Annotated in this window: 28 protein-coding genes and 1 pseudogene; 21 read left to right on the forward strand and 8 right to left on the reverse strand. The window is 73.1% G+C overall.

Translation table 11 applies throughout. The annotated features are described in order from the left end of the window. The first annotated feature begins 26 nt into the window (after window positions 1-26). Complete coding sequence (gene aroA, locus V7E46_RS13225; protein ID WP_333768593.1) at window positions 27-1277, forward strand: 3-phosphoshikimate 1-carboxyvinyltransferase; 1251 nt, start codon at window positions 27-29, stop codon at window positions 1275-1277. Window positions 1278-1466: 189 nt separating this feature from the next. Then, on the forward strand, window positions 1467-1808 hold the full coding sequence (locus V7E46_RS13230; RefSeq protein ID WP_333768594.1) for a hypothetical protein: 342 nt from the start codon (window positions 1467-1469) through the stop codon (window positions 1806-1808). On the opposite strand, the gene V7E46_RS13235 is transcribed toward V7E46_RS13230, so the two are convergent. Both V7E46_RS13235 and V7E46_RS13240 read right to left on the reverse strand, forming a co-directional pair. Next, window positions 1805-2590, reverse strand: a complete 786-nt coding sequence (locus tag V7E46_RS13235; protein ID WP_333768595.1) for an arylamine N-acetyltransferase family protein — start codon at window positions 2588-2590, stop codon at window positions 1805-1807. The genes V7E46_RS13230 and V7E46_RS13235 overlap by 4 nt on opposite strands. Before the next feature lie 151 nt (window positions 2591-2741). Continuing rightward, a complete protein-coding gene (locus V7E46_RS13240) occupies window positions 2742-3149 on the reverse strand; it encodes an ATP-binding protein (RefSeq protein ID WP_333768621.1) in 408 nt (135 codons plus the stop codon). A gap of 172 nt (window positions 3150-3321) precedes the next feature. Between V7E46_RS13240 and V7E46_RS13245 the strand changes: the two are divergent. Together V7E46_RS13245 and V7E46_RS13250 are read left to right on the forward strand one after the other, a co-directional pair. Further along, window positions 3322-4125 (forward strand): annotated as a pseudogene (locus tag V7E46_RS13245) (helix-turn-helix domain-containing protein). Further along, window positions 4103-4324, forward strand: a complete 222-nt coding sequence (locus V7E46_RS13250; protein WP_333768596.1) for a DUF397 domain-containing protein — start codon at window positions 4103-4105, stop codon at window positions 4322-4324. The pseudogene V7E46_RS13245 and the gene V7E46_RS13250 overlap by 23 nt, the downstream one beginning before the upstream one ends. A gap of 15 nt (window positions 4325-4339) precedes the next feature. Here the strand turns inward: V7E46_RS13250 and V7E46_RS13255 are convergent, their stop codons facing one another. Next, window positions 4340-4480, reverse strand: a complete 141-nt coding sequence (locus V7E46_RS13255) for a hypothetical protein (RefSeq protein ID WP_333768597.1) — start codon at window positions 4478-4480, stop codon at window positions 4340-4342. A 354-nt stretch (window positions 4481-4834) separates the two neighbouring features. Here V7E46_RS13255 and V7E46_RS13260 point away from each other — a divergent pair, with 354 nt between their 5' ends. Continuing rightward, a complete protein-coding gene (locus V7E46_RS13260; RefSeq protein WP_333768598.1) occupies window positions 4835-5419 on the forward strand; it encodes a cysteine hydrolase family protein in 585 nt (194 codons plus the stop codon). A gap of 126 nt (window positions 5420-5545) precedes the next feature. Here the strand turns inward: V7E46_RS13260 and iolD are convergent, their stop codons facing one another. The 5 genes from iolD to V7E46_RS13285 all read right to left on the reverse strand — a co-directional run bounded on the left by iolD (window position 5546) and on the right by V7E46_RS13285 (window position 11237). After that, a complete protein-coding gene (iolD, locus tag V7E46_RS13265; protein ID WP_333768599.1) occupies window positions 5546-7393 on the reverse strand; it encodes a 3D-(3,5/4)-trihydroxycyclohexane-1,2-dione acylhydrolase (decyclizing) in 1848 nt (615 codons plus the stop codon). Beyond that, window positions 7390-8262 (reverse strand): 5-deoxy-glucuronate isomerase, encoded by an 873-nt coding sequence (iolB, locus tag V7E46_RS13270; protein WP_333768600.1) that lies wholly within the window; start codon window positions 8260-8262, stop codon window positions 7390-7392. The genes iolD and iolB overlap by 4 nt, the downstream gene beginning before the upstream one ends. Before the next feature lie 61 nt (window positions 8263-8323). After that, the gene (iolC, locus tag V7E46_RS13275; protein WP_333768601.1) at window positions 8324-9337 is read right to left on the reverse strand and encodes a 5-dehydro-2-deoxygluconokinase; all 1014 of its coding nucleotides are present in this window, start codon (window positions 9335-9337) and stop codon (window positions 8324-8326) included. Next, window positions 9319-10179, reverse strand: coding sequence for a TIM barrel protein (locus V7E46_RS13280; protein ID WP_333768602.1), 861 nt, complete (start codon window positions 10177-10179; stop codon window positions 9319-9321). The genes iolC and V7E46_RS13280 overlap by 19 nt, the downstream gene beginning before the upstream one ends. After that, a complete protein-coding gene (locus V7E46_RS13285) occupies window positions 10176-11237 on the reverse strand; it encodes a Gfo/Idh/MocA family protein (protein WP_333768603.1) in 1062 nt (353 codons plus the stop codon). Before V7E46_RS13285 ends, V7E46_RS13280 begins: the two co-directional genes overlap by 4 nt. A 116-nt stretch (window positions 11238-11353) precedes the next feature. Here V7E46_RS13285 and V7E46_RS13290 point away from each other — a divergent pair, with 116 nt between their 5' ends. The 16 genes from V7E46_RS13290 (at window position 11354) to V7E46_RS13365 (ending at window position 26337) form a co-directional block, all read left to right on the forward strand. Beyond that, window positions 11354-12133: a GntR family transcriptional regulator gene (locus V7E46_RS13290; RefSeq protein ID WP_443054146.1), complete on the forward strand. Its 780-nt coding sequence runs from the start codon at window positions 11354-11356 to the stop codon at window positions 12131-12133. A 165-nt stretch (window positions 12134-12298) separates the two neighbouring features. Further along, window positions 12299-13306, forward strand: coding sequence for a sugar ABC transporter substrate-binding protein (locus V7E46_RS13295; protein WP_443054143.1), 1008 nt, complete (start codon window positions 12299-12301; stop codon window positions 13304-13306). Continuing rightward, on the forward strand, window positions 13303-14340 hold the full coding sequence (locus V7E46_RS13300) for an ABC transporter permease (RefSeq protein WP_333768605.1): 1038 nt from the start codon (window positions 13303-13305) through the stop codon (window positions 14338-14340). The genes V7E46_RS13295 and V7E46_RS13300 overlap by 4 nt, the downstream gene beginning before the upstream one ends. Continuing rightward, window positions 14337-15185, forward strand: a complete 849-nt coding sequence (locus V7E46_RS13305; RefSeq protein WP_333768606.1) for an ATP-binding cassette domain-containing protein — start codon at window positions 14337-14339, stop codon at window positions 15183-15185. Before V7E46_RS13300 ends, V7E46_RS13305 begins: the two co-directional genes overlap by 4 nt. After that, window positions 15182-16330 (forward strand): ROK family glucokinase, encoded by a 1149-nt coding sequence (locus V7E46_RS13310; RefSeq protein WP_333768607.1) that lies wholly within the window; start codon window positions 15182-15184, stop codon window positions 16328-16330. The genes V7E46_RS13305 and V7E46_RS13310 overlap by 4 nt, the downstream gene beginning before the upstream one ends. Beyond that, entirely contained in the window at window positions 16327-17058 is a 732-nt protein-coding gene (locus tag V7E46_RS13315) for a hypothetical protein (protein WP_333768608.1), read from the forward strand. The genes V7E46_RS13310 and V7E46_RS13315 overlap by 4 nt, the downstream gene beginning before the upstream one ends. Window positions 17059-17092: 34 nt before the next feature. Next, complete coding sequence (pcaDC, locus tag V7E46_RS13320) at window positions 17093-18433, forward strand: bifunctional 3-oxoadipate enol-lactonase/4-carboxymuconolactone decarboxylase PcaDC (RefSeq protein WP_443054144.1); 1341 nt, start codon at window positions 17093-17095, stop codon at window positions 18431-18433. Window positions 18434-18554: 121 nt separating this feature from the next. Then, window positions 18555-19187, forward strand: a complete 633-nt coding sequence (locus tag V7E46_RS13325) for an MBL fold metallo-hydrolase (protein ID WP_329173582.1) — start codon at window positions 18555-18557, stop codon at window positions 19185-19187. 52 nt (window positions 19188-19239) lie between these two features. Next, on the forward strand, window positions 19240-20019 hold the full coding sequence (locus V7E46_RS13330; protein ID WP_329173580.1) for an exodeoxyribonuclease III: 780 nt from the start codon (window positions 19240-19242) through the stop codon (window positions 20017-20019). Window positions 20020-20230: 211 nt separating this feature from the next. After that, window positions 20231-20674 (forward strand): DUF6278 family protein, encoded by a 444-nt coding sequence (locus V7E46_RS13335; RefSeq protein WP_333768609.1) that lies wholly within the window; start codon window positions 20231-20233, stop codon window positions 20672-20674. Window positions 20675-20918: 244 nt separating this feature from the next. Next, on the forward strand, window positions 20919-21170 hold the full coding sequence (locus V7E46_RS13340; RefSeq protein WP_073500133.1) for a TfoX/Sxy family DNA transformation protein: 252 nt from the start codon (window positions 20919-20921) through the stop codon (window positions 21168-21170). A gap of 11 nt (window positions 21171-21181) precedes the next feature. Then, a complete protein-coding gene (locus V7E46_RS13345; RefSeq protein WP_333768610.1) occupies window positions 21182-21922 on the forward strand; it encodes an amino acid ABC transporter ATP-binding protein in 741 nt (246 codons plus the stop codon). Between the two features lie 17 nt (window positions 21923-21939). Beyond that, the gene (locus V7E46_RS13350; protein WP_333768611.1) at window positions 21940-22848 is read left to right on the forward strand and encodes a glutamate ABC transporter substrate-binding protein; all 909 of its coding nucleotides are present in this window, start codon (window positions 21940-21942) and stop codon (window positions 22846-22848) included. A 13-nt stretch (window positions 22849-22861) separates the two neighbouring features. After that, window positions 22862-23506, forward strand: coding sequence for an amino acid ABC transporter permease (locus V7E46_RS13355; protein WP_329173569.1), 645 nt, complete (start codon window positions 22862-22864; stop codon window positions 23504-23506). After that, window positions 23503-24345 carry an amino acid ABC transporter permease gene (locus V7E46_RS13360; RefSeq protein ID WP_333768612.1) on the forward strand — a complete coding sequence of 281 codons (843 nt, stop codon included), beginning with the start codon at window positions 23503-23505 and terminating at the stop codon, window positions 24343-24345. The genes V7E46_RS13355 and V7E46_RS13360 overlap by 4 nt, the downstream gene beginning before the upstream one ends. 153 nt (window positions 24346-24498) lie before the next feature. Continuing rightward, entirely contained in the window at window positions 24499-26337 is a 1839-nt protein-coding gene (locus tag V7E46_RS13365) for a transketolase (RefSeq protein ID WP_333768624.1), read from the forward strand. Window positions 26338-26491 lie beyond the last annotated feature (154 nt).

Genomic DNA, 26491 nt, shown 5'->3' on the forward strand with positions numbered 1-26491 from the left:
GGCGGGGGGAGTGTCCCCCTGGGCAGATGCTGGAGGCAGTCGTGATCGTCGCCGTACCCGGTTCGAAGTCCGTGACGGCACGCGCGCTGTTCCTGGCGGCGGCAGCGGAAGGGGAGAGCGTCCTGCGCAAACCCCTGCTCTCGGACGACACCGACGGCTTCGCGGAAGGCCTGGCCACCCTCGGCTACGACGTGCACCGTGCAGTGGACTCGTGGCGGATCACCGGCCGCCCCGAAGGCCCGTCGCGGCCCACCGCCGAGGTGAACTGCCGGGACGCCGGGACGGCCGCCCGCTTCCTCCCCGCCCTCGCGTCGGCCGGCCGCGCCGGCACCTTCCGCTTCGACGCCTCCGCGCAGATGCGCCGCCGCCCGGTGGCCCCCCTCACCGACGCCCTCCGCGCCCTCGGCGTGGACCTGGCGCACGAGGAGGCCGAGGGACACCTCCCGCTGACCGTGCGGGCCGCCGGGATGAAGGGCGGCAAGGTCGAGCTGGACGCGAGCCTGTCCTCGCAGTTCCTGACCGCGCTGCTGATGACCGGCCCGCTGACGGCGGAGGGCCTGCGGATCCGGGTGACCGGTATCGTCTCGGTGCCGTACGTCGAGATCACCCTCGCGATGATGCGCGGCTTCGGTGTGGAAGTGACCCGCGAGGGCGACACCTTCGTCGTGCCGCCCGGCGGCTACCGGGCGGCGGACTACGCGGTCGAGCCGGACGCCTCCGCCGCCAGCTACGTCTTCGCCGCCGCCGCTCTCGCGGGCAGGACCGCCACCGTCCCCGGCCTGGGACAGGGCGCGCTCCAGGGCGACCTCCAGTTCGTGGAGGTGCTGCGCTCCATGGGCGCCGACGTCGAGATCGGCCCGGACGCCACGACGGTGACCGGCACGGGGGGCCTGTCCGGCGTCACCGTCAACATGCGGGACATCTCCGACACGATGCCCACCCTCGCGGCGATCGCCCCGTTCGCGGACGGCCCGGTGCGGATCGAGGACGTGTACAACACCCGTATCAAGGAGTGCGACCGGCTGGACGCCTGCGCCGAGAACCTCCGTGCGCAGGGCATCGCGGTCGAGACCGGCCGGGACTGGATCGAGATCCAGCCGGGCACCCCGGCCCCGGTGGAGATCGCCTGCCGCGGCGACCACCGGATGGCGATGAGCTTCGCGGTGGCGGGGCTGCGGACGCCGGGCACGACCTTCGACGACCCGGAGTGCGTGAAGAAGACCTTCCCGGGCTTCCACGAGTTCTTCGCGGGCGTGCGGGCCGCCTGGGACGTCTGACCCGGCGGTCCGAAGGCCCGGGCCACCCGAAGGCCCGGCGGACGGCCCGGGCACGCCCGCTCGCCCCGTAGGCCCGGGCGCGGCGACGCGCCCGGGAAGCGCTCCCGCCCCGCAGAAGCGTTTCGCCCCATTCGCTCCGTTCTACGGTGACCCCCGCTCCGACTTCTCGTCCAGGAAAGGGTTTCACCCGTGCGTATCCGTACGACCATTGCCGCCGCGGCCTGCGCGGTCGGCATCGCGCTGTCCTTCCCGGTGTCCGCCCACGCGGCGGACGGCCCGTTCTTCTACTCCTACGGCGGCGGCCGGGTCGGCGTCCTGGAGAGCCCGCGCAACTGGTGGTGCATCACGCTGCCCGAGGTCGAGGACGAGAGTGTGCCGCCGGCCGACACCCCGTACAACGAGACCGACGCCACCGCCACCGTCTTCACCGGCGCGGACTGCACCGGCGACCACTTCACGCTGCGCGCCAACGGCGGCCACGCCTCTTCGCGCCTGAAGCTGCGGTCCGTCTTCTTCTCCGAGCCCGGCTAGCCGACCGGGGCGACGGCCGGTTCGCGGTCGAGCGCGATGCCGAAGTGCTCGCGGTAGGCGGCCAGGATCTCGCCGTCGCCCAACTCCCGCTCCTCCCGGCCGCCTTCGTGGTCGGTCACCACCAGCTTCCGCCCGCTGAGGGTCACCCGCCCGGTGCCGGTCAGCCGGGAGCAGACCAGCGACTGCCGGAAGGTCGAGGTCGGCGAGGTGCGCTGCCACCAGCAGGTCGCCTCGAAGTCGCCCAGCGCGCGCGGGCGTTGCTCAAGCCGGTAGACCGGGCTGCCGTTGTGCGAGACGTCCAGGTCGCCTTCCGCTGTCTCGGCGATACGGAAGACGCCGCCGGGCTCGTGCTGGTCCGCCCGGCTGCCGTAGTCGAGCGGATAGTGGCTGTGCCGCCCGAAGCCGATGTCCGCCAGCCACGGTCCGCCGCCGTCCGCCGTCGTGACCCGTAGCGCCAAGTGGTCGTACGGCGGCCCGAGCAGCCCGCCGTCGCCGAACACCCGGGCCGCCAGCAGGTCCACCCCGTAGCCGAGCGAGCGCAGCAAAGCGGCGAAAGCGCCGTTGAGTTCGTAGCAGAAGCCGCCGCGCTCGGCGCCGACGACCTTCTCGACCAGGGCGGTGTCCGTCAGGACGATGTCCTGGCCGAGGTGGATCGACAGGTTCTCGAACGGCACGGTCAGCAGGTGCCGGAGGTGGAGCGTATGCAGCGACTCCGCGTCGGCGGCGGTCGGTCGTGCGGCGCCGATACGGCGGAGGTAGGCGTTGGCCCGGGTGGAGTCCATACGACCTTTATCCCTGACCGGCGGCCCTGAGCCAGCTCCGGCCGACGCGGGCCCCGGTGGTACCTGCGGCATTTCACCGGCGGCGCCATCGTCCCGTCCACCCGCGCCCGGCGCGCGAAGGCGGGGCCGCGGTACTGCCGCGCTCGGCAGGTCAACCGACCACGGCCCAGACCAGTTTCCCGACGCCCTGGCGTGAACTGACCCCCCACCGCTGCTCAGTGAGCGCGTCGACCAGAGCGAGCCCCCGGCCGCCCTCGTCGTCGTCCGCGGGGCGCCGCCGCTGCGGCGGCCGGTCGTTGGCGTCGTGCACCTCGATGCGAATGGCGTGCTTCTGGCGCTCGTACCGCGTCTCGACCAGACGCCCCCGGGGTGCACGGGCATGACGGACGGCGTTCGTCAGCAGCTCGGAGAGGACGAGTTCCGCCGGGTCGGCGAGGTGGTCGAGGCCCCAGCCGCTGAGTGCCGCCCGCAGTTCGTGCCGCGCGCACCCCACGGAGTACGCGGTGAGCGGCCACCGGCTGACCACGCACCCGCCCTCCCCGACCTCGCTGCCGAGCATCTCCACGACGCGTCCCCTTTCCTCGCCCGGCACCCTCTGTGCCGATCCGCTCACAGCCTGACGTGGCCGGGGATAGCCTTGACAGAAGGCGCAGCCCTCCAACGCGGCTGTCAACGAGGGGAGATTCGTGGTGGCGGATCCGACACGCAACAACGGCACGGACCCGAGGGTCATGTACGGCGAGGAGCTGCGAATCCGCCGCGAGGCCGCCGGGCTCACCCAACTGGCGCTCGGCGAGGCGGTGATCCTGTCGCCGTCGATGATCGCCCACATCGAGGCCGGCCGTCGCAAGCCGCGTCTTGACGACGCGAAACGCCTGGACAACACGCTGTGCACGGACGGTTTCTTCGTCCGCTTCCTGCCGACACTCACCGGCAGGCGCTACGCCGAGCACTTCAACGAGGCCGCGGACGCGGAGACGCGGGCCATAGCGATCTGGTCCTACGCCGTGTCTCTCGTCCCCGGCATCTTCCAGACCGAGCGCTACGCCCGTGCGGTGTTCCGCGCGCAGCACGCGAACTACGTTCCTGAGGAGGTTGACAAGCTCGTTGTCAACCGGCTCGCGCGCGCCGAGATCCTCAAGTCGCGCGGCGGCCCCGAGGTGTGAACGATCCTCAACGAGAACGTGCTCAGGGCTGTTGTCGGCGGCCCCGCTGTCATGGCCGAGCAGCTGAGCCACATCGTCGCGCTCGGCCGGGCGGGGCGTGTCCTGGTCCAGGTGATCCCGCACACTGCCGGGGCGCACGCGACCATGGCCAGCATGATGTCGTTGATGCGCTTCGAGGACGAGCCCGACGCCGCATACGTCGAGGGTCTGTACACCGGTTCCTTCATCGACGACCCGGCTCTGGTCCGTGCGTACCGGGACGCCTACGATCTCGCCAAGGCCGCGGGGCTCTCGCCCGAGGCATCCCTGGGCATGATCGAATCGGTGGCTAAGGAGTACGAGCTCCATGACCTCTCGGCACATTCTTGATGCGTCCGTGCTGACGACGTGGCGTAAGTCGAGTTACAGCGGCGGGGACAACGGCGACTGCGTCGAGGTCGCTGACGGCGTCCCGGGTGTCATGCCGGTGCGTGACAGCAAGGATCCGCAGGGTCCGGCCCTGGTCTTCCCAGCGGCGGCCTGGGCGGACTTCGTCGCCGATGTGAAGGCGGGCCGCTTCGCCGTGTGAGCGGCCGGGTGGGCGTCAGCGGGGGACGTACCAGAGGCGGACCGACTTCGTGTCGCCGCTGGCCACCGTCGAGCCGTCGGGGCTGTAGACACCGAGCGGGCCGTGCCGTACGCGCCGGTCCAGGTGGCACCGGGGCTTGCGGTGGCGACGTCCCACAGCGTGACCTTGCGCCGTGTCGGCCGCGTCCGCTCCGAGCTTCCCGGTCAGCCGGTACCGCCCGCCGACCACCCGCCCGCCCGGGCTCCATCCCCGCTGCCGCGTTTCCCGATCCCCCCGACTCCGTTCCCGCCGCGATCGTCCGCGGACCAGCAGCGTAAGTACGCGACCGCGGACGGGCCGCGTCCGGCGGGTGTTTGTGACCATCAGGCGACACACGCGCGGACGGGGTTCGGCCACCGTTCGTGCGGGCGCCGTCTCCTGGCGGCGGCGGACGGCGGGGATCCGCGGCGATGTCGGTGGTCGGCCGTAGGGTCGGACGGGCAGGCGGACCCGTACGCGCACGGAGGCACCATGACCACGCTGGAGAACCGACCGGATACGGCGCTGCTCGTCATCGACGTGCAGAAGGGCGTGGTGGGGGAGGCGCACGACCGGGACGCCGTCGTGGCGAATGTCGCCACCCTCGTCGACAAGGCACGGGCCGCGGGCGCGGCGGTCGTGTGGGTGCAGCACAACAGCGACGAGCTGGTCAGCGGCAGTGAGAGCTGGAGCTATGTGCCGGAGCTGGTGCGGGACGAGGCCGAGCCGCTGGTGCAGAAGGAGTACGCGGACTCCTTCGAGGCGACGGAGCTGGAGTCGGTGCTCGCCGGGCGCGGCATCGGGCGGCTGGTGGTCGCCGGCGCCCAGACCGACGAGTGCATCCGCGCGACGCTGCACGGGGCTTTCACCCGCGGCTATGACGTGACGCTGGTGCGGGACGCCCATACGACCGAGGACCTGACGTCGTTCGGCGCCCCGCCGCCGGACAAGGTCATCGCGCACACGAATCTCTACTGGCGCTATCACAAGGCCCCCGGCCGCACCGCCGGCACGGTCAGCACCGCCGACGTCGACTTCGGCCCGGCGGAGAAGCCCGCGGACGAGCCGGTGGGGTGAGCCGGGGCGCTGACCGTGCCAGCGGTGCGGCAGCGCCGGCCGCCACCGGGTGCCCGGCGGCATCGCTGCCGGGCCGACGTCCGCACCCGGCGCGGGTGTGCCGCCCGACACCCGGCGCGGTGGACCTCACAGCGCCGGGCGGGCTCCCGGTGCCGGTCGGGCCGCCTCGTAGGCGGTGCGGGCCGCGCGGGTGGCCGCGCGGCCGGAGACCTCGGCGACTGGGACGTCCCACCAGGCCTCGGCGGGCGGACCCTGGCGGGACGGGTCGGTCTCGACGTAGACGGCCGTCGCGCGCGGCGAGGTGCGGGCGGCGGCCAGCGCCGCACGCAGCTCCTTCGCGCTGCCCGGGGTGAAGACCTCAAGGCCGAGGCTGGCCGCGTTCGCCGCCAGGTCGACCGGGAGCGGGGCGCCGGTGAGGTCGCCGCCCGCGCCGGGGAAGCGGTAGGCGGTGCCGAAGCTCTCGGCGCCGACCTGGGCCGACAGGCCGCCGATCGAGGCGTAGCCGTGGTTCTGGACGATCACCAGGTTGACCGGGATGCCCTCCTGGACCGCGGTGACGATCTCGGTCGGCGCCATCAGGTACGTGCCGTCGCCGACCAGCGCGAAGACCTCGCGGTCGGGGGCCGCGAGCCGTACCCCGATCGCGGCCGGGATCTCGTAACCCATGCACGAATAGCCGTACTCGACGTGATATTGCTCCGGGTCGCGGGACCGCCACAGCTTGTGCAGGTCGCCCGGCAGCGACCCGGCCGCGTTGACCAGCACGTCCCGGTCGCCGAGCACCGCGTCCAGCGCGCCGATCACCTCGCACTGCGAGGGCGGCCACGGCCCGTCCCCGTCGCCGAGGGCCGCGTCCGTACGCGCCCGCCACTCGGCGACGGCGTACGTCCGCCGCGGTGCCCGGAAGCCGTCCAACTCGGCCGCCAGCGCGGCCAGCCCGGCCCTGGCGTCGCCGACCAGGGCGAGCCCCGACATCTTGTGGCCGTCGAAGGAGGCCGCGTTGAGATTCACGAAGCGCGCGTCCGGCGCGAAGAGCGAGCCGGACGCGGTCGTGAAGTCCGTCCAGCGGGTGCCGGCGCCCAGCACCACGTCGGCCTCCCGCGCCGCCGCGTCCGCCGGGGCCGTACCGGTGTGGCCGATCGCCCCCAGCGCCTGCGGGTGGTCCCAGCGCAGCGAACCCTTCCCGGCCTGCGTCTCCGCCACCGGGATGCCGGTCGAGGCGGCGAACTCCGCGAGCACGGGGGCCGCTTCGGCGTGGCGGACGCCGCCGCCCGCCACGATCAGCGGGCGCCGGGCCGACCGCAGCAGCGCGGCGCCCTCGGCGAGCGCCGCCGCGTCAGGCACCGGACGCCGTACGTGCCAGACCCGCTCCCTGAACAACTCGTCCGGCCAGTCGTGGGCCTCGGTCTGCACATCCTGCGGCAGTGCCAGGGTGACCGCGCCGGTGTCCACCGGGTCGGTCAGCACCCGCATCGCCTGGAGCAGCGAGGCGGGCAGCATCTCGGGCCGCCAGATCCGGTCGAAGTAGCGGGACACCGGACGCAGCGCGTCATTGACGGACACGTCGTAGGCCCACGGCACTTCGAGCTGCTGGAGCACCGGGTCGGCGGGCCGGGTCGCGAAGACGTCGCCCGGGAGCAGCAGCACCGGCATCCGGTTGACGGTCGCCAGGGCCGCGCCGGTGACCAGGTTCGTCGCGCCGGGGCCGATCGAGGTGGTGCAGGCCAGGGCGGAGAGCCGGTGTGTCATCCGGGCGTGGCCGACCGCCGCGTGCACCATCGCCTGCTCATTGCGGCCCTGGTGGAAGGGCATCACCGCGGGGCCGGCCTCCAGCAGCGCCTGGCCGACGCCGGCGACATTGCCGTGCCCGAAGATGCCCCACATCCCGGCGACCGTGCGGTGCCGCACCCCGTCCCGCTCGGTGAACTGCACCGACAGGAAGCGGACCAGTGCCTGCGCGACGGTGAGCCTCATGAGCCGTCCTCCCGTGCCGGGGCCTCGTACAACGGCAGCCGCGGATCCGGGTCCTCGCCCGCCCAGCTGTCCCGTACCCACGCGTGCGCGGGGTCGTCGCTGATCAGCCAGGACCGCGAAGGCCCCGGACCCGCCATCACATTGAGGTAGTACATGTCGTACCCGGGCACCGCCATGCTCGGGCCGTGCCAGCCGTCCGGGATCAGCACGGCGTCGCCCGAGCGGACTTCGGCCAGCACATCGGTGCTGCCGCCCGGCGACGGATAGACCCGCTGGTAGCCGACCGCGGCCGGGCCGCCGGCCAGTTCGTAGTAGTAGATCTCTTCGAGCCGCGACTCGTGCGGCCCGGCCTCGTCGTGCTTGTGCGGCGGGAAGGACGACCAGTTGCCGCCGGGGGTCAGCACCTCCACCGCGATCAGCCGGTCGCACGCGAAGACGTCGGCGGCGGCGAAGTTGTTCACCTGGCGGCTCGCGCCGCCCGCGCCGCGCAGCTCCACCGGCACGCCGGACGCCGGGCCGTAGCGGGCCGGCAGCCGCCGCGAGCAGCGCGCCCCGGCCAGCGCGAAGCGCCCGCCCGCGGCGGACGCGATCACCGTGTGGGCGTCACGCGGCAGATACGCGAAGTCCGTCACCCCGGAGAAGACGTCGGCGCGGCCTTGCAGCGCGAAGGTCTCCCCGTCGGCCAGCACCGTGCACGCCCCCGCCAGCGGCAGCACGATCCACTCGCTGTCCCCGGTCCCGAACGCCCGCTGCCCGCCCGGTTCCAGGGTCAGCACCCGCAGCGCCGAATACGCCCAGCCCGCCGACGCCGGGTCGATCCACAGGTCGTGTCCTTCACAGGCGGTGCGGCCGGCGGGCAGATGCGTCATGGCAGGTCAACTCCCCGGCAGGCGCCCATGGTTCCCCTGTGGCCTTCGGCGGGGCGGCGCCTCACGAGCGCTCGACCCCGGTGCGCGGCAGCGGCGCCGCCCCGGGCCGCAGCAGCGCGTCGATCTCCGCGCGCGAGGGCATCGCGTCCGCGCACGCCAGCCGCGAGGCGACGATCGCGCCCGCCGCGTTCGCCGCCCGCAGCACCTGCGGCAGCGGGTCGCCCGCGATCAGGCCCGCGCACAGGGCGCCGCCGAAGGCGTCGCCCGCGCCGAGCCCGTTGACCACGGTCACCGGCACCGGCGGCGCCACACACCGCTCGCCCGCGGCGGTACGGGCCAGCGCGCCGGCCGGCCCCTGCTTGACCACCGCCGTGCGCACCCCGCGCTCCAGCAGCAGCCCGGCCGCCGTCTCCGGGTCCGCGCTGCCCACCGCGACCTCGACCTCGGCCCGGTTGCCGACCGCGACCGTCGCGTACGACAGGGCGCGGGCGTAGAGCGCCGGGGCCTGCGCGGGGTCGGCCCAGAAGACGGGCCGCCAGTCCAGGTCGAACCAGACCTCGCCGCCCGCGCGCAGGTCGAGTGCGGCGAGGACCGTGGAGCGGGTCGGCTCGACGGCCAGCGCCGAGCCGGTGATCCACAGCGCCCGGGCGGTGCGCACCGCCGCCGCGACGGCGGGCACGTCCAGCAGGGCGGGGGTCAGGCACTCGTCGGGCGCGACCGGGCGGCGGTAGAAGTGGATCGGGAAGTCGTCGGGCGGGAAGAGCTCGCAGAAGGTCACCGGGGTCTGCGTGTCGGGCACCGTCGCGACGAGGCTCGCGTCCACGCCGAAGCCGGTGAGCGCGCTGCGCACGTAGTCGCCGAACGGATCGGGTCCCACCCCGCTGAGCACCGCCGTCCGCAGGCCCAGCCGGGCGCCCGCGACCGCGACATTCCCCGCGGTGCCGCCGAGGTAGCGCGCGAAGCTCCGCACCTCGGCGAGCCCGATCCCGCTCTGCTCGGGGTAGAGGTCCACCCCGACCCGCCCCAGTGTGACGACCTCGTACGGCCCGCCGGCCGTCACGGCTGCGCCGTCCACGCCAGCAGCCAGTCCAGGGAGGTCCGCACATCGGCCGACGGCCCCGCGCCCGGCGGCGGTTCCGACGCCAGCACGGTGTCCTGCTCCATCACGTACCAGCCGGGGTAGCGCGCGGATTCCAGCGCCGCCAGCAGCGCCGCCAGGTCGAGGTCGCCCTCGCCGAGCGGGCGGTAGAGGCCGGCGCCGGCCGCGGCGGTGTAGGCGGTGCGGCCGGTGCGTACCGCGGTCGCGGTCGGCGCGTGGACGTCCTTGAGGTGGACGTGGGCGACGCGGTCGGCGGCGCGCGCGGCGAGGGCGACCGGGTCGGTGCCGCCGATCAGCAGATGGCCGGTGTCCAGGCACAGGCCGACGCCGCTGCCGTCGAGCACCCGGTCGACCTCGCCGGGACCCTCGACGACCGTGCCGACGTGCGGGTGCAGCGCCGCGGTCACGCCGAGGGAATCCGCGAGCGCGGCGATCTCGTCCAGCCGGGCCAGCAGGGTGCGCCAGCCCGCCGCGTCCACTTCCGGGCGTTCGTCGTAGCCGTCGAGGCCGGTCGCCGCCGCCAGCACGAGCGTCCGGGCGCCGGCCGTGGTGAAGCGGTCCAGCGCGGCCCGTACGTCCGGCAGCGGGTCGTGGCCTGGCTCGTGCAGCACCGCGGGCACGAAGCCGCCCACCGCCGTGACACCGTACGAGGCGAGCAGCGGCCCCGGCAGGAAGCCGTCGGGGCCGAACTCGCTGGCCGTGATGCCCAGCCCCGTCATCTCCTCCAGTACCCGGTCGGGGGTCAACTGGTGCCCCCAGCCGGGCACTTCGCACACGCCCCAGGAGATCGGCGCCGCCGCGATCCGCTCCGGCCTCACGCCACCACTCCGTTCCGCTCGGTCCATCCGCCGCGCCCGCCGAGGCGGCAGGCCCGCGCCGCCGCCTCGACCTCGGCGACCGGCACCGGGCGCCGCTCGCGCCGGGAGACCTCGCACGCCTCGGCGACCAGCAGGGCGCGCAGCGCGTCCCGACCCTCGCAGGGATTGGCCTCGGTGCCGCGTGCGACGCGCAGGAAGGTGTCCAGTTCGGCCCGGTAGGCGGAGCCGAAGCGGTCCAGGAAGCCCGACCAGGGCGCCCGGGCCGGGGAAGCCGCGCCGGGCTCCACCGAGGCCAGCGGGGTGCGGTCGGTGACGCCGACCGCGACCTGGTCCTCGGTGCCGGTCAGCTCCATCCGGATGTCGTACCCGGCGGCGTTGTAGCGGGTCGCCGTCGCGGTGGCCAGCACCCCGCCCTCCAGGGTGAGCAGCACCGCCGCGGTGTCCGCGTCGCCCGCGGCCAGGAAGAAGTCGGCGCCGACGTTCGTCCCCGCCGCGTAGACCTCGGTGACCGCCCGCCCGGTCACCCACCGCAGGATGTCGAAGTCGTGGATCAGGCAGTCCCGGTAGAGCCCGCCGGACAGCGGCACGTACGCGGGCGGCGGCGGCGCCGGGTCGGAACTGACGGTGCGCACGGTGTGCAGGCGGCCGAGCCGCCCTGCGGCGACCGCCTGCCGGGCGGCCAGGTAGCCCGGGTCGAAGCGGCGCTGGAAACCGATCTGCAGCACCGCGTCCGCCGCGCTCGCCGCGTCCAGCGCGGCGACGGTGCCCGCCAGGTCCAGCGCGATCGGCTTCTCGCAGAAGGCCGGCACCCCCGCCTGCGCCGCCCGGACGATCAGGCCCGCGTGCGCGGCGGTCGCCGAGGCGATCACCACCGCGTCGGGCCGTGCCGCGAAGAGCTGGTCCACCGGCAGTGCGCGGCCACCGTGCCGGGCCGCCACCTGCCGCGCGCGGGCCGGATCGGCGTCGGCGACCAGCAGTTCGCCGACATCGGGGTGCGCCCGCAGCGTCCCGGCGTGGAAGGCGCCGATCCGTCCGGCGCCGATGAGTCCGATCCGCATACCTGCTCCTGCCCCTTCCGAAGAGGAGACGTGATGGCTGACCGCGCCGTCCCAACCTCCCTCGCCACCCGCACCTGTGTCAACGCTTTGTCCGGACATAAGGACTTCCCGTCATGATGTCGTCCCGCTACGCTCCCAGCGTGCCCAAGCACGAGCCCGCACAGCTGCGGCTCGCCGTGGACCGGGCGAGCCCCGTACCGCTGTACTTCCAGCTGGCCCGCCAGCTGGAGACGGCCATCGAGGACGGTGCGCTCACCCCCGGCAGCCTGCTCGGCAACGAGATCGAGCTGGCCGCCAGGCTCGGCCTGTCCCGCCCCACCGTCCGGCAGGCCATCAGGCTGCTGGTCGACAAGGGCCTGCTGGTGCGCCGCCGGGGCGTCGGCACCCAGGTCGTGCACACCGGGGTGGCCCGCCCGCCGGAGTTGAGCAGCCTCTACGACGACCTCGCCGCCGCGGGCCTGCACCCCACCACCCGGGTGCTGCACAACACCCGCGGCCCCGCCCCCGCCGAGGTCGCCGCCGCGCTCGGGCTGCCGGAGTCCTGCCAGGTCACCGTGGTGCACCGGCTGCGGCTCAGCCGCGGCGAGCCGATGGCGTACCTGTGCAACTACCTGCCCTGCGACCTGTTCGACCTGCCCAGCGCCGAGCTGGAGACCAGCGGCCTGTACTCCCTGATGCGGCGGCACGGCGTCACCCTGCACAGCGCCCAGCAGAGCGTCGGCGCCAGGGCCGGCAGCCCGCAGGAGTGCGACCTGCTCGGCGAACCGGCGGGGGCCGCGCTGCTCACCATGCGCCGGGTCAGCTACGACGACCGCGGCCGGCCGGTCGAATACGGCGCCCATGTCTACCGGGCGTCGCGCTACACCTTCGAATTCCGGCTGCTGGTGCGCGGCTGAGCCGTATACCGCAGGCCGCGGGCCGCCCGCGGCCTCCCGGCGGCGGGGTCGCCGTACCCCTTGACGGATACTTGGCCCGCCGGGATGGTCGTCGCTCGAAGCTTTTCGCAGCACTCCCACCTCGGCTGCACCAGGAACGGTACGGAAAGGCAGGGCCTCGTGGCGATGGCAAGGGCGGGAACGAAGGCGCTGGGCGCGCTGCTGGCGGTGGTGCTCGGCGCGGCCGGGCTCGCCGGATGCAGCAGCACCGGCGGCAAGCGCGCGGAGGACCGGGCCAAGAAGCTCACCGCGAACGGCTCGGCGGTCGACACACCGCACTGGACGGTCGCCATGGTCACCCACTCGGGAGCCGGCGACACCTTCTGGGACATCGTCCAGAGCGGCGCCAAGCAGGCCGCGGCCAAGGACAACATCAAGTTCGTCTACTCCAACAGCGACCAGGGCGACCAGCAGGCCCAGCTCGTGCAGGCCGCGATCGACAGCCATGTGGACGGCCTGGTCGTCACCCTCGCCAAGCCCGACGCCATGAAGGCCGTCGTCGCCAAGGCGGTCAAGGCCGGCATCCCGGTGATCACCATCAACTCGGGTGCCGCCCAGTCCAAGGAGTTCGGGGCGCTCACCCACATCGGGCAGGACGAGACGATCGCCGGCAACGCGGTCGGCGACGAGCTGAACACCCGCGGCAGGCAGCACGCCCTGTGCGTCCTGCACGAGCAGGGCAATGTCGGCCTCGAACAGCGCTGCGCCGGCGCCAAGGAGAAATTCCACGGCCGGATGGACACCCTCTACGTCAACGGCACCAACATGCCCGACGCGCTGTCCGCGATCCAGGCCAAGCTCCAGTCCGACAAGTCCATCGACGCCGTCGTGACCCTCGGCGCGCCCTTCGCCGGCACCGCCGCCTCGGCCAAGAAGCAGTCGGGCTCCTCCGCCGAGATCGACACCTTCGACCTCAACCCGCAGGTCGCGGCCTCCCTCAAGAACGGCACCCTCGGCTTCGCCGTCGACCAGCAGCCGTATCTGCAGGGCTACGAGGCGGTGGACCTGCTGTGGCTCTACCGCTACAACAAGGACACCCTCGGCGGCGGCCAGCCGGTGCTCACCGGCCCGCAGATCGTCACCAAGGACGACGCGGACGCGCTGCTGTCGTACGCCAAGCGGGGGACCCGATGAGCGACCTCGCCCTCGCCGCGGACGAGCGGCTGGCGCCGCGGTCCCTGGTACGGCGGCTGCTCGGACGGCCCGAACTGGGGGCGGTCGTCGGGGCCGCGGCGGTCTTCCTCTTCTTCTCCTTCGCCGCCGACTCCTTCCTCCAGTGGTCCAGCTTCGGCACCGTCCTCTACGCCTCCTCCACCATCGGCATCATGGCCGTGCCGGTGGCGCTGCTGATGATCGGCGGCGAATTCGACCTGTCGGCCGGTGTGATGGTGACCAGCTCCGCGCTGGCCTCCTCGATGATCAGCTTCCAGCTGACCGCCAACGTCTGGGTCGGCGTCGGCGTCTCGCTGCTGGTGACCCTGGCGCTGGGCGCCTTCAACGGGATCATGCTGGTGCGCACCAAGCTGCCCAGCTTCATCATCACGCTGGGCACCTTCCTGATGCTGACCGGTCTGAACCTCGGCCTGACCAAGCTGATCAGCGGCACCGTCGCCACCAAGTCGATCGGCGACATGGAGGGCTTCCCCGCGGCACAGAACGTCTTCGCCTCGCACTGGACGATCGGCTCGGTCGACCTCCAGGTGACCATCCTGTGGTGGCTCGGCCTGGTCGCGGTCGCCACCTGGGTGCTGCTGCGCACCCGGGCCGGCAACTGGATCTTCGCGGCCGGCGGCCACGCCGACGCGGCCCGCGCGGTCGGCGTCCCCGTGGCGCGCACCAAGGTCGGGCTGTACATGGCGGTGGCCTTCTGCGCCTGGATCTCCGGCCAGCACCTGCTGTTCTCCTTCGACGTGGTCCAGTCGGGGGAGGGCGTCGGCAACGAGTTCCTGTACATCATCGCGGCCGTGATCGGCGGCTGCCTGATGACCGGCGGCTACGGCAGCGCCATCGGGTCCGCGGTCGGCGCCTTCATCTTCGGCATGACCAACAAGGGCATCGTGTACGCCCAGTGGAATCCGGACTGGTTCAAGTTCTTCCTCGGGGCGATGCTGCTGCTCGCCACCCTGCTCAACGCCTGGGTCCGCAGGCGGGCGGAGGCCACCGCATGACCGCGACCACCGACCCGGCAGCCGCGCCCCTGGCCGCGCTGACCGACGTCTCCAAGTCCTACGGGAACGTCCGCGCCCTGCGCGACGTCTCCCTCGAAGTGCACGCCGGCGAGATCACCTGCGTCCTGGGCGACAACGGCGCCGGCAAGTCCACCCTCATCAAGATCATCGCCGGGCTGCACCCGCACGACTCCGGCAGCTACGCGGTCGACGGGGAGCCGGTACGGCACGCCTCACCCCGCGACGCCCTCGACCGGGGCATCGCCACCGTCTACCAGGACCTGGCCGTGGTGCCGCTGATGCCCGTATGGCGGAATTTCTTCCTCGGCTCCGAGCCCACCAAGGGCCGCGGCCCGCTGCGCCGGCTGGACGTCGCCGCCATGCGCGGCACGACCCGTGCCGCGCTGCTGCGGATGGGCATCGACCTGCGGGACGTCGACCAGCCGATCGGCACGCTGTCAGGCGGCGAGCGGCAGTGCGTGGCCATCGCCAGGGCCGTGCACTTCGGCGCGAAGGTGCTGGTGCTCGACGAGCCCACCGCCGCGCTCGGCGTCAAGCAGTCCGGAATGGTGCTGAAATACGTGGCCGCGGCCCGCGACGCCGGGCTCGGCGTGGTCCTCATCACCCACAACCCGCACCACGCCTACCTTGTCGGGGACCGCTTCGTCCTGCTCAAGCGGGGAACGATGTCGGGCAGCCACCTCAAGGAGGACATTACGCTGGACGAGCTGACCCGGGAGATGGCCGGGGGCAGCGAGCTGGACGAGCTGACGCATGAGCTGAGCCGCACACCGGCGGCCACCACGAAGCCGGTGGACGCCACCGACCCGGAGACCCGCGCTTGAGTGCCAATCGTGAACGTGTGTACCGCGGCAGCGCCGCCAGAGCGACGGTGTGGCGGAACGTCAGCGGCGCCGAGCGCCGGGAGAGACGCAGCCACCTGACCGCGCCGCGGGTGCCGACCGTCGGCATCGACATCGGCGGCACCAAGGTGATGGCCGGGGTGGTGGACGCCGACGGGGTCATCCTCGAACAGCTGCGCACCGAGACCCCCGACAAGTCCAAGAGCCCCAAGGTGGTCGAGGACACCATCGTGGAGCTGGTCCTCGACCTGTCCGAGCGGCACGACGTGCACGCGGTCGGGATCGGCGCGGCCGGCTGGGTGGACGCCGACCGCTCCCGCGTCCTGTTCGCCCCGCACCTGTCCTGGCGCGACGAACCGCTGCGCGAGCGGCTCGCCGAGCGCCTGCTCGTACCGGTCATGGTCGACAACGACGCCAACACCGCCGCCTGGGCCGAATGGCGCTTCGGCGCCGGCCGCGGCGAACCCGACCTGGTGATGATCACCCTGGGCACCGGCATCGGCGGCGCGATCCTGGAGGACGGCCACGTCAAACGGGGCCGCTACGGAGTCGCGGGCGAATTCGGCCATATGCAGGTGGTGCCGGGCGGGCACCGCTGCGCGTGCGGCAACCGCGGCTGCTGGGAGCAGTACAGCTCAGGGAACGCCCTGGTCAGGGAGGCGCGCGAGCTGGCCGCCGCCGACTCGCCCGTCGCCTACGGGATCATCGACCGGGTCGGCGGCAACGTCGGCGACATCACCGGACCGATGATCACCGAACTGGCCAGGGCCGGCGACCCGATGTGCATCGAGCTGTTCCAGGACATCGGCCAGTGGCTCGGCGTCGGCCTGGCCAACCTCGCCGCCGCGCTCGACCCGTCCTGCTTCGTCATCGGCGGCGGCGTCAGCGCCGCCGACGACCTGCTGATCACCCCAGCCAGGGACGCCTTCCGGCGCACCCTGACCGGCCGCGGCTACCGCCCCGAGGCCAGGATCGCCAGGGCCGAGCTGGGACCGGAGGCCGGCATGGTCGGCGCCGCGGACCTCGCCAGGCTGGTCGCCCGCCGCTTCCGCCGCGCCAACCGCCGCCGGGTCGAGCGCTACGAGCGCTACGGCCTGCTCTCCGGCCGCCAGGGGGACGAGTCGTGACGACGACCCCCGAGCGGGAGGCCGTACCGCAGTACGAGGACGAGGACGCCGGCCCCTCCGCGGCCGACCGGGCCGGCGTCGCCGCCGGTGAGCGCGCCCCCGGCGGCCCCGCAGGCGGGGGACCCGGCGGACCCGGCGACGACGGCCCCGGCGGCGGGCGGGGCGGCGGCGGGCCGTCCGCGCTGCCGCCGCCGCGCGACCTGCCGCGCTGGGTGCGCTGGGTGGTGGTGCCGCTGCTGGTGCTGGTCCCGCTCGGCTATGTGATCATCTCCGCCGCGCAGAGCCGCGACAGCGGCCAGGACGTCCAGAAGCAGGCCGCCGCGCGCCATCTGACCTGGGTCGTCCCCAGCGAACTCCAGCGCCGCATCTACCAGGTGCCGATCCCCGACGGCACCGTCAACGACGGCTACCTGGAGACCAACTCCTGGGACACCAGCGAGTTCTACTGCCAGTTCACCACCACCGCGGGCGGCCTGGACACCTTCCTCGCCCAGCTCGGCACCAGCAGGGCGGCACTGCGCGACGGCAAGGTCGCGATCAGCCCCGAGCAGTCGGCGCAGGTCGGCTGGAATTTCGCCGTACCGGCACACCTGTGGGCCGGAATGTCCACCGAGCAGGCCGGCGACAAGCCCGACCACGACATCACCGTGGACCTCACACACGCCGACACCCCCGTGGTCTACGTCGTGTCCACCGTCAACTTCCAGCACGGCTTCGGGGGTGGGTGACCCGATCGGCCCGCGGAGTCGGTAGCGTGAAGCGATGAGCGAGCTGACGACCGACGCGCCCTTCGGCGCCGCAGCCGACTACGCGGGCGGCCGGCCGGCCGACCGTATGGCCGACTACGACGACATGGACGACATGTACGCAGGAGCGCCGCCGCTGCAGTACCGCTTCGACGGCCCCGACGGCGCACCCGTGCTCGTCCTCGGTCCCGCCCTGGGCGCGACCTGGCACATGTGGGACCGGCAACTGCCGATGCTCGCCGCCAACTGGCGGGTGCTGCGCTACGAGCTGCCCGGGCACGGCGGCGCGCCCGCCGAGCCCGCGTCCTCCGTCGACGACCTGGCACGGCGGCTGCTCGCCGTGCTGGACGACGAGGGCATCGACACCTTCGGCTACGCCGGCTGCGCGCTCGGCGCGGCCGTGGGCGCCCGGCTCGCGCTGCTGCGGCCCGACCGGGTCGCCGCGCTCGCGCTGGTGTCGGCCGCCGCCCGCTTCGGCACCGCCGACACCTGGCGGCAGCGCGGGGTCGTGGTGCGCGCCAACGGCCTGGAGCGCACCGCGCAGGCCGGCCCGAAGCGCTGGTTCACCGACGCCTTCCTGGCCACCCAGCCGGCGATCACCGACTGGGCCGTGCAGATGGTCGCCACCACCGACCCGGCCTGTTACGTGGCCGCCTGCGAGGCGCTGGCGGCCTTCGACATCCGCGACGCGCTCGGCAGCATCGGGGTGCCCACCCTGGTGGTGGCGGGCGCCGACGACACCGAGACGCCGCCCGCCGACGCCCGGCTGCTGGTCGCCGGCATCCCCGACGCCCGGCTCGCCGTGGTGCCCGCCACCGGCCACCTCGCGCCCGTCGAGGAGCCGGCCGCGGTCGGCGAGCTGCTGGCCACCCACTTCGGCACCGTCCTGCACGACCACGCCCCCGCAGCGGTGCCGCAGCCCCCGCCCCCGGTGCCGCCCGTACCGCCCGCCCGCATCCCGGCGTCCGCGACGCCCGACCGGCTCGCCGAGGGCGCCCGCATCCGCAGCGAGGTCATCGGCGACAGCGCGGGCACCGACCGGCCCGCGTCCCCCGGTGACGGCTTCGGCAGCGGCTTCGACGCCTTCGCCACCCGGTACGCCTGGGGCGAGATATGGGCCAGACCCGGCCTCGACCGGCGCACCCGCGCCTGTGTCACGCTCACCGCGCTCACCGCGACCGGCCAGCTCGGCGAGCTGGCCGACCACGTCAGGGGCGCGCTGCGGATCGGGCTGAGCCCTGCCGAGATCGAGGAGGTGCTGCTGCACACCGCGGTCTACTGCGGCCTGCCGGCCGCACGGGCGGCACTGGCGGCGGCACGCACCGTGGTCGAACAGGAGACCGGCGGGCATCCGTAGCAGGATGGGATACGCGCGCCGCCGCTCCGCGCGGCGGCGCAGGAAGCCACACCCCAGGGGCGCCCCTGCGCCCCTGGGTACCGAGAGTCCGACCGACGCGTACCGGCGAGGGTGGAATCCAGTGAAGCTGACCAAGAAGAGGCACTCCTGCGTCCGGATGGAGAAGGACGGGATGACCCTCGTCATCGACCCCGGTGCCTTCAGCGAGCAGGACGCGGCGGTCGGTGCCGACGTCATCCTGGTCACCCATGAGCACGCGGACCACTTCGACCCCGAGCGGATCTTCGCCGGCCTCGAAGCCAACCCGGCGGCCGAGCTGTGGACGCTGGCGAGCGTCGCCGACCAGCTCAGCGCCGCCTTCCCCGGCCGGGTGCACACCGTGGGCCACGGAGACACCTTCACCGCGTCGGGCTTCGACGTGCAGGTGCACGGCGAGCTGCACGCGATCATCCACCCGGACCTGCCGCGGATCACCAATGTCGGCTACCTGGTGGACGGCGCCGTCTTCCACCCCGGTGACGCCCTCACCGTGCCCGGGCACCCGGTGGACACCCTGCTGCTGCCGGTGCAGGCGCCCTGGAACAAGCTCTCCGAGGTGATCGACTACGTCCGCGAGGTCAAGCCGCGGCGCGCCGTCGACGTGCACGACGCGCTGCTGACCGACCTGGCCCGGCCGATCTACGACAGCCAGCTGAGCGGTCTGAGCGGCGCCGACCACCTGCGGCTCGCGCCGGGCGACGGCACCGCCGCCTGACCCGGCCGGGGCGTACGGCCCGCTGTCGTACCCAGCCGCTAGGTTGGTGGGCATGCGCATCGCGACCTGGAACATCAACTCGATCACCGCCCGGCTGCCCCGGCTGCTCGGCTGGCTGGAGAGCAGCCGCACCGACGTCCTGTGCGTGCAGGAGACCAAGTGCAGCGACGAGCAGTTCCCGTACGACGAGCTGCGCGAGCTGGGGTACGAGGCGGCGGTCAACGCCGACGGGCGGTGGAACGGCGTCGCGCTGATCTCCCGGGTGGGCCTGACCGACGTGGTCAAGGGCCTGCCCGGCGGCCCGGCGTACGAGGACGTGCAGGAGCCGCGCGCGGTGTCCGCGACCTGCGGCCCGGTGCGGCTCTGGTCGGTCTACGTGCCCAACGGCCGCGAGGTCGGCCACCCGCACTACGCCTACAAGCTCCAGTGGTTCGAGGCGCTGCGCGCCGCCGTGGCCGAGGACGCGGCGGGCGACCGCCCCTTCGCGGTCCTCGGCGACTACAACGTGGCGCCGACCGACCAGGACGTCTGGGACATCGCGGTCTTCGAGGGCGCGACGCATGTCACCGCCCCCGAGCGCGAGGCCCTGGCCGCGCTGCGCGGCACCGGCCTGACCGACGTGGTGCCGCGCCCGCTGAAGTACGACCACCCGTTCACCTACTGGGACTACCGCCAGCTCGGCTTCCCCAAGAACCGCGGCATGCGCATCGACCTGGTCTACGGCAACGAGCCGTTCGGCAAGGCGGTCGCCGACGCGTATGTGGACCGCGAGGAGCGCAAGGGCAAGGGCGCCTCCGACCACGCCCCGGTCGTGGTGGACCTCGACACCTGACGGGCCGCCCTCGGGAAGCGCCGCCCGTACCGGTGACGCCCTCCGGTGCGCTGTCGGCGAACCGGCCGCGGAGGCGCTGCCGCACTGACGGCGGCCGGACCGACCGCCGCCGGGCGGCGGCGCGCGTATGGACGGTGCGTCCGGCGGCGTATACGTGCTGTGAGCCGCGCGCCTGGTATCGGACCGGCTAATGCGGTGCCAGGCTGGGGCGATGGACATCCCTCTCATCACCCGATGGCGCCAGCGGCATGTCCCGGCCCGCTTCGCCGTGTTCGGCGACGGGGGCCGGCCCGGCCCCGAGACGCTGGCCGAACTCCTCGGCGAATGCCAGCTCCTGCGGGACCGCGCGGCCGAGGACGGGGTGGAACTCGACGACTCCGCCGCCTCGTTGAGCGCGCTGGACCAACTCGTGCCCAGCTGGCGCGACGAGGAGGAGCAGGCGCTCGACCGGCTCGGCAACGACGCGGGCCTCTATCTCGGCACCGTCATCGTCCGTACCGTGCCCGGCGCCGGCTGGGAGGTGTCGCCCAACGGCGGCCCCGTGGTGCGGCTCGCGACCGGCCGGGAGATCGACACCGTCGAACTGGGCCACGCCTGGGCCGAGAACGGCAGCCCCGAACTGTCCCAGGTGCTGGCGGAGACCGCGCAGGACTGAGACAGCGCGGCACCGCGGCAACGGCGAAGCACTGGGACGGGGAAGGAGTGCGACAAAAGCGGCGAAGGGGCGGCTGCGTCCATCGGGTGACGCGCCGTCACCCGAATCAGTGGTCCGCGCAGTACGGAGGGGTCAGGCCAGGGCGTGTCAGGGGCGTGGTCGCCCGGCTGCGGCACGGCGTATGTGCATGATGGCGTCAGACGTTCCCTTGACCCACCCATCAGCCTGGCACCGGAGGCACCACGTGGACTCCCTACAGCAGCTGCCGAACATCGGGGCGGTGCTCGCCGACCGTCTGCGCCGCGCGGGCGTCGACGACGCGGGCGAACTGCGCCGGCTGGGCTCAGGCAGGGCCTTCGAGAAGATCCGCCCCGACCTGCCGGACGACGCCTGCACCCACACCCTGCTCGCCCTCGAAGGCGCCCTGCGCGGCATGCGCTGGACCGCGATCCCGCAGACCGAACGCGACACGCTCGTCCACCGCGTGCTCGGCTGACCGCCGCGGGCATGCCGGAACCACTGATCGTCCTCAGCGGTGTCAACAAGCACTTCGGCCGGCTCCATGTGCTCAAGGACATCGACCTGACCGTCGGCCGGGGCGAGGTGGTGGTGATCATCGGCCCCTCGGGGTCCGGCAAGTCCACTCTGTGCCGGGCGATCAACCGGCTGGAGCCGGTGGAGTCGGGCACCATCACCGTCGACGGCCTGCCGCTGCCCGCCGAGGGCCGCCCGCTGGCCCGGCTGCGCGCCGACGTCGGCATGGTCTTCCAGTCCTTCAACCTCTTCGCCCACCGGACCGTGCTGGACAACGTGATGCTGGCGCCGCTGAAGGTACGCCGCCGCTCCAAGGCCGACGCCGAGCGCAAGGCCCGCGAACTCCTGGACCGGGTCGGCCTGTCGGCGCAGGCGGACAAGCTGCCCGCCCAGCTGTCCGGCGGCCAGCAGCAGCGGGTGGCGATCGCCCGCGCGCTGGCCATGGACCCCAAGGCGATGCTCTTCGACGAGCCCACCTCGGCCCTCGACCCCGAGATGATCAACGAGGTGCTGGAAGTGATGCAGCAACTCGCCGAGGAGGGCATGACGATGGTCGTGGTCACCCACGAGATGGGCTTCGCGCGGTCCGCCGCCGACCGGGTGGTCTTCATGTCCGACGGGCAGATCATCGAGGACCGGGTGCCGGAGGAGTTCTTCACCGAACCGCGGACCGACCGGGCCCGCGACTTCCTGTCCAAGATCCTCCACCACTGACCGGCCCCGGGAACCTGATGCGCCGTACCGCCCGGCTCGCCGCCGCGCTCCTGCCCGTGCTGGCCGCCCTCGCCCTGGCCGGCGGCTGCGGCCGGCCGGGCAGCCCGCCGGTCAAGGGGCCGCGGGCCGCCGACCTGCCCGCCTACCACGTGGACACCGGCTTCTCGCTGCCCGCCTCGCCCACCTGGAGCCGCGCCCACCGCCGCGGCCGGCTCGTCGTCGGCGTCAAGGACGACCAGCCCTACCTCGGCGAGCGCGACCCCGCCACGGGGACGTACTCCGGTTTCGACATCGAGATCGCCCGGATGACGGCCGCCTCGCTGGGCTTCCCCGCCGGCCGGATCAGCTTCAAGGCCATCGCCTCGGCCAACCGGGAGACCTCGCTGGGCAACGGCCAGATCGACTTCTACGTCGGCACCTACACCATCAACGCGCTGCGCGAACGGCAGGTGGGCTTCGCCGGCCCGTACTACCTGGCCGGGCAGGGCCTGCTGGTGCGCACCGACGAGCACGACATCAACGGCCCGCGCGACCTGGACGGCAAGAAGGTCTGCTCGGCCGCCGGCTCCAGCTCCATCCAGCGCATCGAGGCCGACTACCCGAAGGCCAAGCCGGTCACCTATGACACGTACTCGGTGTGCGTGGACAACCTGCTCACCTTCCAGGTCGACGCGGTGACCACCGACGACTCGATCCTGCTGGGATACGCCGCCAAGGCCCCCAAGGAGCTGAAGGTGGTCGGCAAGCCGTTCTCGAAGGAGCCCTACGGGATCGGCCTGTCCAAGGGCGACACCGCGCTGCGGTCCGCGCTGGACGACGCCATCGTCGCCCACGAGCGCAACGGCGACTGGAGGCGGGCCTACAACGCCACCCTCGGCCTGTCAGGGGTGCCCGCGCCCACCCCGCCGCCGGTGGACCGCTACTGAGGGGGCGACGCGTGTGAGCGTACTGACCGACAACTTCTCGCTCTACGGAAAGGGGCTGTGGGGCACCGTCCAGCTCACCCTGCTCGCCGGCGCCCTCGCGCTGGCCGTCGGGGTGCTGATCGCCGGCTTCCGGGTGGCGCCGGTCAAGGCGCTGCGGGTGTTCGGCACGGTGTGGGTGACGGTGCTCCGCAACACCCCGCTGACCCTGCTGTTCTTCGCGGTGCTGCTCGGCCTCCCGCGGTTCGGTGTCGTGCTGCCCTTCATGGTCTTCGCCGTACTGGCGCTGGGCGCGTACACCTCGGCCTTCATCTGCGAGGCGGTGCGGGCCGGGATCAACACCGTGCCGCTCGGGCAGGGCGAGGCGGCCCGCAGCTTGGGGATGTCCTTCACCCAGACGCTGTCACTGGTGGTGCTGCCGCAGGCGGCCAGGGCGGTGATCTCGCCGATCGGCTCGACCCTGATCGCGCTGGCCAAGAACTCCGCCATCGCCGGCTCCTTCTCGGTCACCGAACTGCTCGGCACCTACAAACCGCTCAACGAACTGGGTTACAGCATCGTGTGGACCTTTGTGTGGATCGCGGTGGGCTATCTCATCGTCACGCTCGGCCTGGCCGGGATCTTCGCCCTGCTGGAGCGGAAGTTCGGGGTGGCCGGGTGACCGCGAGCAGCGCCCTCTACGACATCCCGGGCCCCAGGGCGCTGGCCAGGCACCGGCTGTACGCGTGGATCAGCGGCCTGCTGCTGGCCGCGCTGATCGGCTTCATCGTCTACCGGCTGGTCGACACCGGGCAGTTCGCGGCCGTCAAATGGCGCCCGTTCACCTACGCGGGCATCCAGCGGCTGCTGCTGACAGGTCTGGCCAACACCCTCAAGGCCTTCGGCTGGGCGGCGCTCGCCTCGCTGGTCTTCGGGGTGGTCTTCGCCGCCGGAAGGCTGTCGGACCACCGGGTGGTGCGCTGGGCGAGCACGCTGGTGGTGGAGTTCTTCCGGGCGATGCCGCTGCTGGTGATGATCTTCTTCATCTTCATCGCGCTCAAGCTGGACCCGATGCTCGCGCTGATCATCGGCCTGACCCTCTACAACGGCTCGGTGCTCGCCGAGGTCTTCCGCGCCGGGGTCAACGCGGTGCCGCGCGGCCAGCGCGAGGCGGCCTACGCGCTGGGGATGCGCAAGACCCAGGTGATGACCCACGTACTGGTGCCGCAGGCAGCCCGGGCCATGCTGCCGGCCATCATCAGCCAGCTGGTGGTGGCGCTCAAGGACACCTCGCTCGGCTATCTCATCACCTACCAGGAGCTTCTGTACTCCGGAAAGCTCATCGCCACCAATCTGGACTACGACCTGCCGTTCATCCCGGTGGTCATGGTGATCGCGCCGGTCTACATCGGCATGTGCATGCTGCTGTCGTGGTGCGCCAACCTGATCGCCAGGCACGAGCGGCGCAGCCCCAGGGCCGAGGGCGTCGCGGTGACGGAGGACCTGCCCGAGGAGATCTGAGCGCTGGCCGACCCGCCGGACATGGCGGAGGGTGACGGGTGGGACGCAATCCCGGTTTGTCCGACCCGCGGGTCGGGCAGCCGCACCGCAGGGACGGACCGACCCGCGAGGAAAGAGACGGCCATGGACGACACCACCACCCACACCCCGGTCATGGGCGACGCCGACCTCGCCGAGCTGGGCCAGCAGCTGCGGGTCGACGCGGTCCGGGCCGCGGCCGCCGCCGGATCGGGGCACCCCACTTCCTCGATGTCCGCCGCCGACCTCATGGCGGTGCTGCTCGTCCGGCATCTGCACTACGACTTCGACCGGCCCGGCCATCCCGGCAACGACCACCTGATCCTCTCCAAGGGCCATGCCTCGCCACTGCTCTACTCCGCCTACAAGGCCGTGGGCGCCATCACCGACGAGGAGCTGCTCACCTTCCGCAAGCTCGGCAGCCGGATGGAGGGCCACCCCACCCCCCGGCTGCCCTGGGTCGACGTGGCCACCGGATCGCTCGGCCAGGGCCTGCCCGTCGGCGTCGGCGTCGCCCTCGCGGGCAGCCGGCTCGACCACCTGCCCTACCGCACCTGGGTGATCTGCGGGGACAGCGAAATGGCCGAGGGCTCGGTCTGGGAGGCGTTCGAGCACGCCGGCATCGAGGGCCTCGACCACCTCACCGCGATCATCGACGTCAACCGGCTCGGCCAGCGCGGACCCACCCGGCACGGCTGGGACCTGGACGCCTACGCCCGCAGGATCCGCGCCTTCGGCTGGCACACCGTGGAGGTCGACGGCCACGACATCGACGCCGTCGACCGGGCCATGAGCACCGCCCGCACCACCCGCGGCGCCCCCACCGCGATCATCGCCCGCACCCGCAAGGGCCGGGGCGTGGCCGCCGTCGAGGACCGCGAGGGCATGCACGGTAAGCCGCTGCCCGACCCGGACGAGGCCGTACGGGAGCTGGGCGGCCGGCGCGACCTGCGGGTCGAGGTGCATCCGCCGCACGACGCTGAGCCGCCCAAGCGGGGCGGCGGCGACCCGCACACCGCCCTGCCGCGCTACGCCACCGGCGGCGACCCGGTGGCCACCCGTACCGCCTTCGGCGAGACGCTCGCCGCGCTCGGCTCGCTGCACGACGACATCGCGGTGCTCGACGGCGAGGTCGGCGACTCCACCAAGGCGCAGCTCTTCGCCGCCGACCACCCCGAGCGCTATATCGAGTGCTACATCGCCGAGCAGCAGCTGATCGCCACCGCCGTCGGCCTCGGGGTGCGCGGCTGGAAGCCCTACGCGTCGACCTTCGCGGCCTTCCTGACCCGCGCCCACGACTTCCTGCGGATGGCCGCGATCAGCCGCTCGGCGATCAACGTGGTCGGCACCCACGCGGGCGTCGCCATCGGCGAGGACGGCCCGTCCCAGATGGCGCTGGAGGACCTCGCGATGATGCGGGCCATCCACGGCACCACCGTGCTCTACCCCTGCGACGCCAACCAGACCGTGCAGCTGGTCACCGCGATGGCCGACCGGCCCGGCATCAGCTATCTGCGGGCCACCCGCGGCGAGGGGCCGGTGATCTACGGGCCCGGCGACGCCTTCCCGATCGGCGGCAGCAAGGTGCTGCGCTCCCACCAGGACGACCAGGTCACCCTGATCGGCGCCGGTGTGACCGTCCACGAGGCGCTGGCCGCCGCCGGCCAGCTGGTCGCGGACGGCATCCGCGCCCGGGTGATCGACCTCTACTCGGTCAAGCCGGTCGACACCCGGACGCTGCGGACCGCCGCCGCGGACACCGGGCGCTTCGTGATCGTCGAGGACCACCACCCCGAGGGCGGCCTCGCCGACGCGGTCATGGAGTCCTTCGGCAACGGCCACCCCACCCCGCGGCACACCCGGCTCGCCGTCCACACCATGCCGGGCTCCGCGACCCCCGCCGAGCAGCTGGACGCGGCCGGCATCAGCGCCCCGTCCATCGCCGCCGCGGCCCGCAAGCTCGTCGCGAGCTGAGCGACCTGGGCGGTCGAGTCACCTGATCCGCCCGAGCCACCCGGGCGGTGCGCGTCCGAGCCGCCCGCGCCCTGCCCCCCGCCCGACCCCGTGACGCCCGGCCGCACGCGAAGTGACCGCCGGGCGGCGCGGGGCTGTCCGGCCGCGTGAACGC

Source organism: Streptomyces sp. IBSBF 2435 (genome assembly GCF_036815005.1).
In the GTDB taxonomy this organism is placed as follows: domain Bacteria; phylum Actinomycetota; class Actinomycetes; order Streptomycetales; family Streptomycetaceae; genus Actinacidiphila.

What these genes read in the sequence shown, in the direction of transcription:
- V7E46_RS13330 (WP_329173580.1), top strand. Translation starts at nt 19,240, where the DNA reads ATGCGCATCGCGACCTGGAACATCAACTCGATCACCGCCCGGCTGCCC.
- V7E46_RS13240 (WP_333768621.1), bottom strand. Translation starts at nt 3,149, where the DNA reads ATGCTCGGCAGCGAGGTCGGGGAGGGCGGGTGCGTGGTCAGCCGGTGG.
- V7E46_RS13345 (WP_333768610.1), top strand. Translation starts at nt 21,182, where the DNA reads ATGCCGGAACCACTGATCGTCCTCAGCGGTGTCAACAAGCACTTCGGC.
- V7E46_RS13300 (WP_333768605.1), top strand. Translation starts at nt 13,303, where the DNA reads ATGAGCGACCTCGCCCTCGCCGCGGACGAGCGGCTGGCGCCGCGGTCC.
- V7E46_RS13335 (WP_333768609.1), top strand. Translation starts at nt 20,231, where the DNA reads ATGGACATCCCTCTCATCACCCGATGGCGCCAGCGGCATGTCCCGGCC.
- V7E46_RS13305 (WP_333768606.1), top strand. Translation starts at nt 14,337, where the DNA reads ATGACCGCGACCACCGACCCGGCAGCCGCGCCCCTGGCCGCGCTGACC.
- V7E46_RS13250 (WP_333768596.1), top strand. Translation starts at nt 4,103, where the DNA reads ATGACCTCTCGGCACATTCTTGATGCGTCCGTGCTGACGACGTGGCGT.
- V7E46_RS13350 (WP_333768611.1), top strand. Translation starts at nt 21,940, where the DNA reads ATGCGCCGTACCGCCCGGCTCGCCGCCGCGCTCCTGCCCGTGCTGGCC.
- V7E46_RS13285 (WP_333768603.1), bottom strand. Translation starts at nt 11,237, where the DNA reads ATGCGGATCGGACTCATCGGCGCCGGACGGATCGGCGCCTTCCACGCC.
- V7E46_RS13365 (WP_333768624.1), top strand. Translation starts at nt 24,499, where the DNA reads ATGGGCGACGCCGACCTCGCCGAGCTGGGCCAGCAGCTGCGGGTCGAC.
- iolD (WP_333768599.1), bottom strand. Translation starts at nt 7,393, where the DNA reads ATGAGGCTCACCGTCGCGCAGGCACTGGTCCGCTTCCTGTCGGTGCAG.
- V7E46_RS13295 (WP_443054143.1), top strand. Translation starts at nt 12,299, where the DNA reads ATGGCAAGGGCGGGAACGAAGGCGCTGGGCGCGCTGCTGGCGGTGGTG.
- iolB (WP_333768600.1), bottom strand. Translation starts at nt 8,262, where the DNA reads ATGACGCATCTGCCCGCCGGCCGCACCGCCTGTGAAGGACACGACCTG.
- V7E46_RS13290 (WP_443054146.1), top strand. Translation starts at nt 11,354, where the DNA reads ATGTCGTCCCGCTACGCTCCCAGCGTGCCCAAGCACGAGCCCGCACAG.
- aroA (WP_333768593.1), top strand. Translation starts at nt 27, where the DNA reads ATGCTGGAGGCAGTCGTGATCGTCGCCGTACCCGGTTCGAAGTCCGTG.
- pcaDC (WP_443054144.1), top strand. Translation starts at nt 17,093, where the DNA reads ATGAGCGAGCTGACGACCGACGCGCCCTTCGGCGCCGCAGCCGACTAC.
- V7E46_RS13260 (WP_333768598.1), top strand. Translation starts at nt 4,835, where the DNA reads ATGACCACGCTGGAGAACCGACCGGATACGGCGCTGCTCGTCATCGAC.
- V7E46_RS13235 (WP_333768595.1), bottom strand. Translation starts at nt 2,590, where the DNA reads ATGGACTCCACCCGGGCCAACGCCTACCTCCGCCGTATCGGCGCCGCA.